A 9,328-nucleotide genomic window follows, 5' to 3' on the forward strand; every position below is an offset into this window, starting at 1 on the left:
GGCCGAACGGCCCTCCGCGATGGCCCAGACGATCAGCGACTGGCCCCGGCCGGCGTCTCCGCAGACGTACACGCCATCGACATTGGTGGCGAACCGGCCGTCGCGGGCAATGTTACCGCGCGCGTCGAGCTCGACGCCGAGCTGCTCGACCAGGCCGTTCTTCACGTCGGTGCCGGTGAAGCCCATGGCCAGGGTGACGAGCTGGGCCGGGATGGCCCGCTCGGTGCCGGGCACCGGCTCGAACCGGCCGTCCTTGAACTCGACCTCGACGAGGTGCAGTTCCTGGACGTTGCCGTCCTCGTCGCCGGCGAAGTGGGTGGTGCTGACGGAGTAGATCCGCTCGCCGCCCTCCTCGTGCGCGGAGGTGACCTTGTAGGTCATCGGCATGGTCGGCCAGGGCTGGTGTCCGGGCCGCTCCTCGGCGGGCCGCGGCATGATCTCCAGCTGGGTGACCGAGAGGGCCCCCTGCCGGTGGGCGGTGCCGACGCAGTCGGCGCCGGTGTCGCCGCCGCCGATCACGACGACGTGCTTGCCCTTGGCGCTGATCGGCGAGTCGACGAGGTCGCCCTCCTGCACCTTGTTGGCCAGCGGCAGGTACTCCATGGCCTGGTGGACGCCCTTGAGCTCGCGCCCGGGCACCGGCAGGTCGCGGGCGGTGGTGGCGCCGGCCGCGACGACGACGGCGTCGAAGCGCTCGCGCAGCTGCTGCCCGGTGAGGTCCTCGCCGACGTGCACGCCGGTGCGGAAGCGGGTGCCCTCCGCGCGCATCTGCTCGATGCGGCGGTTGATGTGGCGCTTCTCCATCTTGAACTCGGGGATGCCGTAGCGCAGCAGTCCGCCGATGCGGTCGGCCCGCTCGTACACGACGACGGTGTGCCCGGCGCGGGTGAGCTGCTGGGCGGCGGCGAGGCCGGCCGGGCCGGAGCCGATCACGGCGACGGTCTTGCCGGAGAGCCGCTCCGGGACCTGCGGGGTGACCCCGCCGCGGTCCCAGGCCTTGTCGATGATGGTGACCTCGACGTTCTTGATGGTCACCGCGTCCTGGTTGATGCCGAGGACACACGCGGACTCGCACGGAGCCGGGCACAGGCGGCCCGTGAACTCCGGGAAGTTGTTGGTGGCGTGCAGGCGCTCGATGGCGCCGACGAAGTCGTCCCGGTAGGCGAGGTCGTTCCACTCGGGGATGAGGTTCCCGAGCGGGCAGCCGTTGTGGCAGAACGGGATGCCGCAGTCCATGCAGCGGCCGGCCTGCTTGGTGATGATCGGCAGGAGGCTGCGTTCGACGTAGACCTCGTTCCAGTCCTTGATCCGGACGTCGACCGGGCGGCGCTCCGCCAGCTGCTTGGGCGTGGTCAGGAAACCCTTGGGGTCAGCCATGTGCCGCCTCCATCATCTTGCGAGTGGTCTCGGCCTCGGAGAGGCCATCGCGCTCAGCGGCGTCCTTGGCGGCGAGCACTGCCTTGTAGTCGGTCGGCATGATCTTGGAGAAGCGGGAGACCCCGCTGCCCCAGTCGGCCAGGAGCTCGGCGGCGACGGTGGAGCCGGTCTCCTCGTAGTGCTGCTGCACGGTCTCGCGCAGCCAGTCGCGGTCCTCGGCGCTGGGGGCCTCGATGCCCACCATGCCGTCGTTGACGTTCGCGGGGCGCAGGTCCAGGACGTACGCGATGCCGCCGGACATGCCGGCCGCGAGGTTGCGTCCGGTCTCGCCGAGGATGACGACCCGGCCGCCGGTCATGTACTCCAGGCCGTGGTCGCCCACGCCCTCGACGACGAGGGTGGCGCCGGAGTTGCGGACGGCGAAGCGCTCACCGGCCTTGCCGCGCAGGTGGATCCGGCCGGAGGTGGCGCCGTAGCCGATGGTGTTGCCGGCGATGACGTGGTTCTGCGCGTCGTTGCCGATGGCCGCGGCCTCGCGGGCCGGGCGGACGATGACGACGCCGCCGGAGAGGCCCTTGCCGACGTAGTCGTTCGCGTCGCCCTCCAGCCGCAGCGTCACGCCGCGGGGCACGAAGGCGCCGAAGGACTGCCCGGCGGAGCCGGTGAAGGTGACGTCGATGGTCCCCTCGGGCAGGCCCTCGCCGCGGTAGCGCTTGGTCACCTCGTGGCCGAGCATGGTGCCGACGGTGCGGTTGACGTTGCGGATCGGCAGCTGGATCCGGACGGTCTCGCCACGCTCCAGCGCGTCCTCGGCGAGGGTGATCAGCTGGTTGTCCAGGGCCTTGTCGAGCGCGTGGTCCTGGGAGGTGGTGCGGTGCCGGGCGGCGCCCTCGGGCAGCTCGGGCACGTGGAACAGCGGGGCCAGGTCGAGCCCGGCGGCCTTCCAGTGGTCGATCGCGGCCTGGGCGTTGATGTGCTCGGCGCGGCCGACGGCCTCCTCGATCGAGCGGAAGCCCAGCGAGGCCAGGATCTCCCGGACCTCCTCGGCGATGAACTCGAAGAAGTTGACGACGAATTCGGGCTTGCCGGAGAAGCGCTCGCGCAGCACCGGGTTCTGGGTGGCGACGCCGACCGGGCAGGTGTCCAGGTGGCAGACGCGCATCATGATGCAGCCGGAGACGACCAGCGGCGCGGTGGCGAAGCCGAACTCCTCGGCGCCGAGCAGCGCGGCGATGACGACGTCGCGGCCGGTCTTGAGCTGGCCGTCGGTCTGGACGACGATGCGGTCGCGCAGCCCGTTGAGCAGCAGGGTCTGCTGGGTCTCGGCGAGGCCGAGCTCCCAGGGGCCGCCGGCGTGCTTGAGCGAGGTGAGCGGCGAGGCGCCGGTGCCGCCGTCGTGGCCGGAGACCAGGACGACGTCCGCGTGCGCCTTGGACACGCCCGCCGCGACCGTCCCGACGCCGACCTCGGACACCAGCTTCACGTGGATGCGGGCGGCCGGGTTGGCGTTCTTGAGGTCGTGGATGAGCTGGGCCAGGTCCTCGATCGAGTAGATGTCGTGGTGCGGCGGCGGGGAGATCAGGCCGACGCCCGGGGTGGAGTGCCGGGTCTTGGCGACCCACGGGTAGACCTTGTGGCCGGGCAGCTGGCCGCCCTCGCCGGGCTTGGCGCCCTGGGCCATCTTGATCTGGATGTCGTCCGCGTTGACCAGGTACTCGGAGGTGACGCCGAAGCGGCCGGAGGCGACCTGCTTGATCGCCGAGCGGCGCTCGGGGTCGTACAGGCGGTCCGGGTCCTCGCCGCCCTCGCCGGTGTTGGACTTGCCGCCGAGGCGGTTCATCGCGATGGCGAGGGTCTCGTGCGCCTCGCGGGAGATGGAGCCGTACGACATGGCGCCGGTGGAGAAGCGCTTGACGATCTCGGAGACCGGCTCGACCTCCTCGACCGGGATGGGCTCGCGCCCCTGGCCGTCCAGCTCGAACAGGCCGCGCAGCGTCATCAGCCGCTCGGACTGCTCGTTCACCCGGTCCGTGTACTGCTTGAAGATGTCGTACCGGCGGTTGCGGGTGGCGTGCTGGAGCCGGAAGACGGTGTCCGGGTCGAACAGGTGCGGCTCGCCCTCGCGGCGCCACTGGTACTCGCCGCCGATCTCCAGCGCGCGGTGCGCGGCGGGGATGCCGGAGGCCGGGTAGGCCTTGGCGTGCCGGGCGGCGGTCTCCTTGGCGATCTCGTCCAGGCCGATGCCTCCGAGCTTGGTGGTGGTGCCGGCGAAGTAGCCGTCGACCAGCTCGCGGGAGAGGCCGATGGCCTCGAAGACCTGGGCGCCGCGGTAGGAGGCGACGGTGGAGATGCCCATCTTGGACATCACCTTGAGCACGCCCTTGCCGAGCGCCTTGATCAGGTTCCTGATCGCCTTCTCGGCCTCGACGCCCTGGATGAAGACGTTCTGGGCGACGAGGTCCTCGACCGACTCCATGGCGAGGTACGGGTTGACCGCGCCGGCGCCGTAGCCGATCAGCAGCGCGACGTGGTGGACCTCGCGGACATCGCCGGCCTCGACCAGCAGCGACACCCGGGTGCGCTGCTTGGTGCGGATCAGGTGGTGGTGGATGGCCGAGGTGAGCAGCAGCGAGGGGATCGGGGCGTGCTCGGCGTCCGAGTGCCGGTCGGAGAGCACGATGATCCGGGCGCCGTCGGCGATCGCGGCGTCCGCCTCGGCGGCGATCTCGGCCAGGCGCGCGGCCAGGCCCTCGCCGTTGCTGGCGACCTTGTAGAGGCCGGAGAGCGTGACGGCCTTGAGGCCGGGCTGGTCGCCGTCGTGGTTGATGTGGACGAGCTTGGCCAGCTCGTCGTTGTCGATCACCGGGAAGGTGATGCCGACGGAGCGGCAGGCGGCGGCCTCGGCGGCCAGCAGGTTGCCCTCGGGGCCGAGGTTGGAGAGCAGCGAGGTGACGAGTTCCTCGCGGATGGCGTCCAGCGGCGGGTTGGTGACCTGCGCGAAGAGCTGCACGAAGTAGTCGAACAGCAGGCGCGGCTTCTCGCTGAGCGCGGCGATCGGCGAGTCGGTGCCCATCGAGCCGAGCGCCTCGGCGCCGGTGCGGGCCATCGGCGCGAGGATGACGCGCAGCTCCTCCTCGGTGTAGCCGAAGGTCTGCTGGCGGCGGGTGACGGAGGCGTGGGTGTGCGCGATGTGCTCGCGCTCGGGCAGCTTGGCGAGCTGGATCTGCCCGGCGTCGACCCACTCCTGGTAGGGGTGTTCGGCGGCCAGGGCGGACTTGATCTCGTCGTCCTCGACGATCCGGCCCTCGGCGGTGTCCACCAGGAACATCCGGCCGGGCTGGAGGCGACCCTTCTTGGCGACCTTCTCCTGTTCGATGTCGAGCACGCCGACCTCGGAGGAGAGGACGACCAGGCCGTCCTCGGTGATCCAGTAGCGGGCCGGGCGCAGGCCGTTGCGGTCGAGCACGGCGCCGATCTGGGTGCCGTCGGTGAAGGTGACGCAGGCCGGGCCGTCCCAGGGCTCCATCAGGTTGGAGTGGTAGCGGTAGAACGCGCGGCGGGCCGGGTCCATGGTGGCGTGGTTCTCCCACGCCTCCGGGATCATCATCAGCACCGAGTGCGGCAGCGAGCGGCCGCCGAGGTGGAGCAGCTCGAGGACCTCGTCGAAGGAGGCGGAGTCGGAGTGCTCGGGGGTGCAGATCGGGAAGATCCGGCTCAGACCCTGCCCGTTCTTGTTGGCGGGGATCAGGTCGGTGGCGAGCTGGGACTCGCGGGCCCGCATCCAGTTGCGGTTGCCCTTGACCGTGTTGATCTCGCCGTTGTGCGCGACGAAGCGGTACGGGTGGGCGAGCGGCCAGCTCGGGAAGGTGTTGGTGGAGAACCGCGAGTGCACCAGGCCGATCGCGGAGGCGTAGCCGCGGTCCGACAGGTCGGGGAAGAAGGGCTCCAGCTGGCCGGTGGTCAGCATGCCCTTGTAGACGATGGTGCGGGCGGACAGCGACGGGAAGTAGACCCCGGCCTCGCGTTCGGCGCGCTTGCGGACGACGAAGGCGATCCGGTCCAGCTCGATGCCGGCCAGGCCGTCCTTGGAAAGGAAGAGCTGCCGGAAGCGCGGCATCACGCTGCGCGCGGTGGAGCCGAGCAGGTCCGGGGTGACGGGGACGTCGCGCCAGCCGAGGACGGTCAGGTCCTCCTCGGCCGCGATGGCCTCGATCCGCGCGACGGCGGCGGCGTCGGTCTCGTCGTCGTCCGGCAGGAAGGCGATGCCGACGGCGTAGGAGCCGGCCGCGGGGAGTTCGAAGGAGACCTGGCCGCGCAGGAAGGCGTCCGGGATCTGGGTGAGGATGCCCGCGCCGTCGCCGGAGTCCGGCTCGGCGCCGGTGGCACCGCGGTGTTCCAGGTTCCGCAGGACGTTCAGCGCCTGCTCGACGATGGTGTGGTCGGCGATGCCGGTCAGCGTGGCGACGAAACCGACGCCACAGGCGTCGTGCTCGTTCCGCGGGTCGTACAGGCCCTGAGCAGCAGGTCGCGCATCCGGCACGAGCGCGTACGGCGGGCGGGCGGCGCCGGCCTGGGGCTCGTTGGCGGAGTGCATGGATGCAGACAGCATCGGCTCTCCCGTCGTCGTCTTTCGGCAAGTTGGTGCAAGTAGGGACGACGTTGGCCCTGATGCGATGGTGCGGTGTCACGCAAGTTACATGATGCCCACGATCCCGAGAAGCGGAATATCCCGTCCACATGGCGGGACGGACACGCAGGTCAGGGGATGTGTGAAGAGGACGTGCCACAGTGCACGTGCTATCGATTGTGCCCGCCCGTCCACGGCCTGAAACAGGGGCGAAACCGCACCGCCACACGAACCGATCATGGGCGCCTGCGAATCCATCCCGGGACCCCGGCCCGCGGATGCGAATCCGCGGCTCAGGGGCCCGGATGATGAGACTATGCCGGGCACCGCGCGACGCCCGTGTGTGGAACGTCACGCATTGCCCGGCATAATCATGCAGCGCTTTCGGCTAGCCGACGTGCCCGCCGATCAGCCATCCCAGCAGGTACGTCACCCCGGCCGCGGCCGCGCCGAGCACCAGCTGACGCAGTCCGCTGAACCACCAGGCGCGCGCCGTCACCCGGGCCACCACCGCGCCGCACAGGAACAGCCCCAGCGCCGCCAGCACCACGGCGGGCAGCAGCGAGGTCGCCCCGAGCAGGTACGGCAGCAGCGGCAGCAGCGCGCCGAGCGCGAAGCACAGGAACGAGGAGCCGGCCGCGACCAGCGGCGAGGGCAGGTCGTTGGGGTCGATGCCCAGCTCCTCGCGGGCGTGCACCTCCAGGGCCGCCTCCGGGTCGGCGGTCAGCTGCCGCGCCACCTCGTGGGCGAGCTCCGGCTCGACCCCGCGCCCGATGTACACCTGGGCGAGCTCGGCCAGTTCGCCGTGCGGGTTGCGGCTGAGCTCCAGCCGCTCGGCCTCGATCTCGGCCTGCACCAGCTCCCGCTGCGAGGCCACCGAGGTGTACTCACCCGCCGCCATCGAGCAGGCGCCGGCGGCGAGCCCCGCCAGCCCGGTCAGGATCACCGTGCCGCTGGACGCCGCCCCGCCGACCACACCGGTCATCAGCGCGAAGTTGGACACCAGGCCGTCCACCGCGCCGAACACCGCGGGCCGCAGCCAGCCGCCGTTGACGTCCCGGTGGTGCCCCGCCGCCGGAATCCGCGGGTGGTGCGCCGACTCGGCCTCCAGGGTGATCGCGCTCATCGTCCACTTCCCCTCATGCTCATTCGCCTGCGTCGACCGTAGCCCGCCTGACCTGCGCATTTCCAGCAAAGTTAGGCTGTCCGAACAGCACTGAGGCCACCCTTCGCATTCCTCGCGAAGGGTGGCCTCAGCCGGGACGACGCCCTGGTCAGGTCGGGTTCTCGACGTCCTTGGCGGCCTTGTCGACGTCCTTGGCGGTCTTGTCGGCGACGGCGGCGACGGCCGGTTCGGCGGCCGCCTTTTCGTCCAGAAGGCGGGACGGCTTATCCCCGGCCACCTTCTCCTCGTCCGTGCCGTCCTTGCCGTTCTTGCCGTCCTTGCCGCCGGCCTTCCCGGCCGACTTCTCAACCGACTTCTCGCCCGCCTTGCCCTCGGCCCCGTCCGCCGCCACGTGCGCGGCCGGGTCGATGCTCGCCGGGTCCTCGCGGCCCGGCCGCTTCTTCCCGACGATCACGAAGTACGCGACCGCGCCCAGGAACACCAGGATCGAGGTCCAGTCGTTCAGCCGCAGGCCGAAGTACACGTGCGCCTCGTCGATCCGCAGCGACTCGATCCAGAACCGGCCCACCGTGTACGCGGCCACGTACAGCGCGAAGGCCCGGCCGTGCCCCAGCTTGAACCGGCGGTCCGCCCAGATCACCAGCAGCGCGACCCCGACGCACCAGATCGACTCGTACAGGAAGGTCGGGTGGTAGACACCCGTCACGACCTCGCCGCTCGGCAGCGTCTTGTCGATCTCCAGGCCCCACGGCAGCGTGGTCGCCCGGCCGTACAGCTCCTGGTTGAAGTAGTTGCCCCAGCGGCCCATCGCCTGCGCGAGCGCGATGCCCGGCGCGATGGCGTCGGCGTACGCGGGCAGCGGCACGCCCCGGCGGCGGGCGCCGATCCAGGCGCCGACCGCGCCCAGCGCGATCGCGCCCCAGATCCCCAGGCCGCCCTCCCAGATCTTGAGGGCGTTCCAGGGGTTCTGCCCCGGGCCGAAGTACAGCCGGCCACCGTCGGTGATCACGTGGTAGAGCCGACCGCCGACCAGACCGAACGGCACGGCCCAGACGGCGATGTCGCCGACGGTGTGCTTGGCGCCGCCCCGGGCGACCCAGCGCTTGCTGCCGAGCCAGACGGCCACGACGACACCGAGGATGATGCAGAAGGCGTAGGCGCGCAGCGGGATCGGTCCGAGGTACAGGACGCCCCGCGACGGGCTGGGAATGTAGGCGATATCCATGGCGGTTCCGACGCTACAGGGTCTGACGGCCCCGTCGGACACCCCCGGGGTCACAGAAGCCGAACAACGGGCGCCGCCGCCCCCTCCGGACGGGGAGGGCGCGGCGGCGGGGGTCTGGGCTCAGCCGGCGGCCGGGGACGGGTTGTTGGCCTCCGAGGCGGTGCTGGTCGGCGCCGGGGTCTGCCCGTGCGAGCCCGCCGTGCCCAGCTGCTTGCCCTGGTTCGCGGCGTCCACCCACTTCACCAGGTTCGCCGGGGTGATCTCCTCGTCGCCGTTCTTCGGGTAGATCGGCTGGCCGTTGAGCAGCACGGTCGGGGTCGACTTGTAGCTGGACTTGTCGAAGTCCTGCTGCACCGCGGACACCCATCCGCCGAACTTGTTGTTCTTGACGCAGGCCTGGAACTCCGGCGTGTCCAGGCCGTTGACCTGCTTGGCCAGGTTCAGCAGGACCGACTTGTCGCCGAAGGCGTCGCTGGTCTCGTCCGGCTGGTTGCGGTACAGCACGTCGTGGAAGTCCCGGAAGTGCCCGGCGTCCTGGGCGCAGGCCAGCGCGTTGGCGCCGGTCTTGGAGCCCTTGCCCGGCACGGCCCGGTCGATGAACGACACGAGGTGGTAGTTGGTGTAGATCTTCCCGGCGTCCTCCAGTTGGTCGATGGTCGCCGAGAACTCGCGCTCGAACATGCCGCAGGCGGGGCAGCGCGGGTCCTCGTAGACGGTGAGGACGGAGGGCGCGTTGCCCGCGCCGACCGGGACGACCAGGTTCTTGTCGCCGATGGTCCCGGCCGGGGAGGCGGTCGGGGTCTCCGGCTTGGAGCGTTGGTTCTGCACGACGACGCCGGTGATCACGGCAGCGGCGATGACCGCGAGCACGGCCCCGCCCACGATCAGCTTCTTCCTGCGCTTGGAGGTGGCCTCCTCGGCCGCCCGCTGCTCCAGCATCCGCTCCCGGGCGGTGCGCTTGCCTTCTCGGTTC

Annotated in this window: 5 protein-coding genes; all 5 read right to left on the reverse strand. The window is 70.9% G+C overall.

From position 1 onward, the window contains the following. Positions 1 to 1,377 (reverse strand): glutamate synthase subunit beta (locus J0670_RS20595; RefSeq protein ID WP_207813110.1); only part of this gene is annotated, 1,377 nt, incomplete at its 3' end. Next, positions 1,370 to 5,971: a glutamate synthase large subunit gene (gltB, locus tag J0670_RS20600; protein WP_207813114.1), complete on the reverse strand. Its 4,602-nt coding sequence runs from the start codon at positions 5,969 to 5,971 to the stop codon at positions 1,370 to 1,372. The genes J0670_RS20595 and gltB, both read right to left, overlap by 8 nt. A 421-nt stretch (positions 5,972 to 6,392) precedes the next feature. Beyond that, positions 6,393 to 7,130, reverse strand: a complete 738-nt coding sequence (locus J0670_RS20605; RefSeq protein ID WP_207813111.1) for a VIT1/CCC1 transporter family protein — start codon at positions 7,128 to 7,130, stop codon at positions 6,393 to 6,395. A gap of 148 nt (positions 7,131 to 7,278) precedes the next feature. Further along, positions 7,279 to 8,355 (reverse strand): prolipoprotein diacylglyceryl transferase, encoded by a 1,077-nt coding sequence (lgt, locus tag J0670_RS20610; protein WP_207813112.1) that lies wholly within the window; start codon positions 8,353 to 8,355, stop codon positions 7,279 to 7,281. 120 nt (positions 8,356 to 8,475) lie between these two features. Further along, on the reverse strand, positions 8,476 to 9,328 hold an 853-nt coding region (locus J0670_RS20615), incomplete at its 5' end, for a thioredoxin domain-containing protein (protein WP_207813113.1).

The sequence above is a fragment of the Streptomyces sp. FH025 genome, assembly GCF_017427025.1.
GTDB lineage: Bacteria > Actinomycetota > Actinomycetes > Streptomycetales > Streptomycetaceae > Kitasatospora.

Excerpts from the sequence above, each read along its gene's own strand:
- gltB (WP_207813114.1), bottom strand. The coding sequence starts at position 5,971 with ATGCACTCCGCCAACGAGCCCCAGGCCGGCGCCGCCCGCCCGCCGTAC.
- J0670_RS20605 (WP_207813111.1), bottom strand. The coding sequence starts at position 7,130 with ATGAGCGCGATCACCCTGGAGGCCGAGTCGGCGCACCACCCGCGGATT.
- lgt (WP_207813112.1), bottom strand. The coding sequence starts at position 8,355 with ATGGATATCGCCTACATTCCCAGCCCGTCGCGGGGCGTCCTGTACCTC.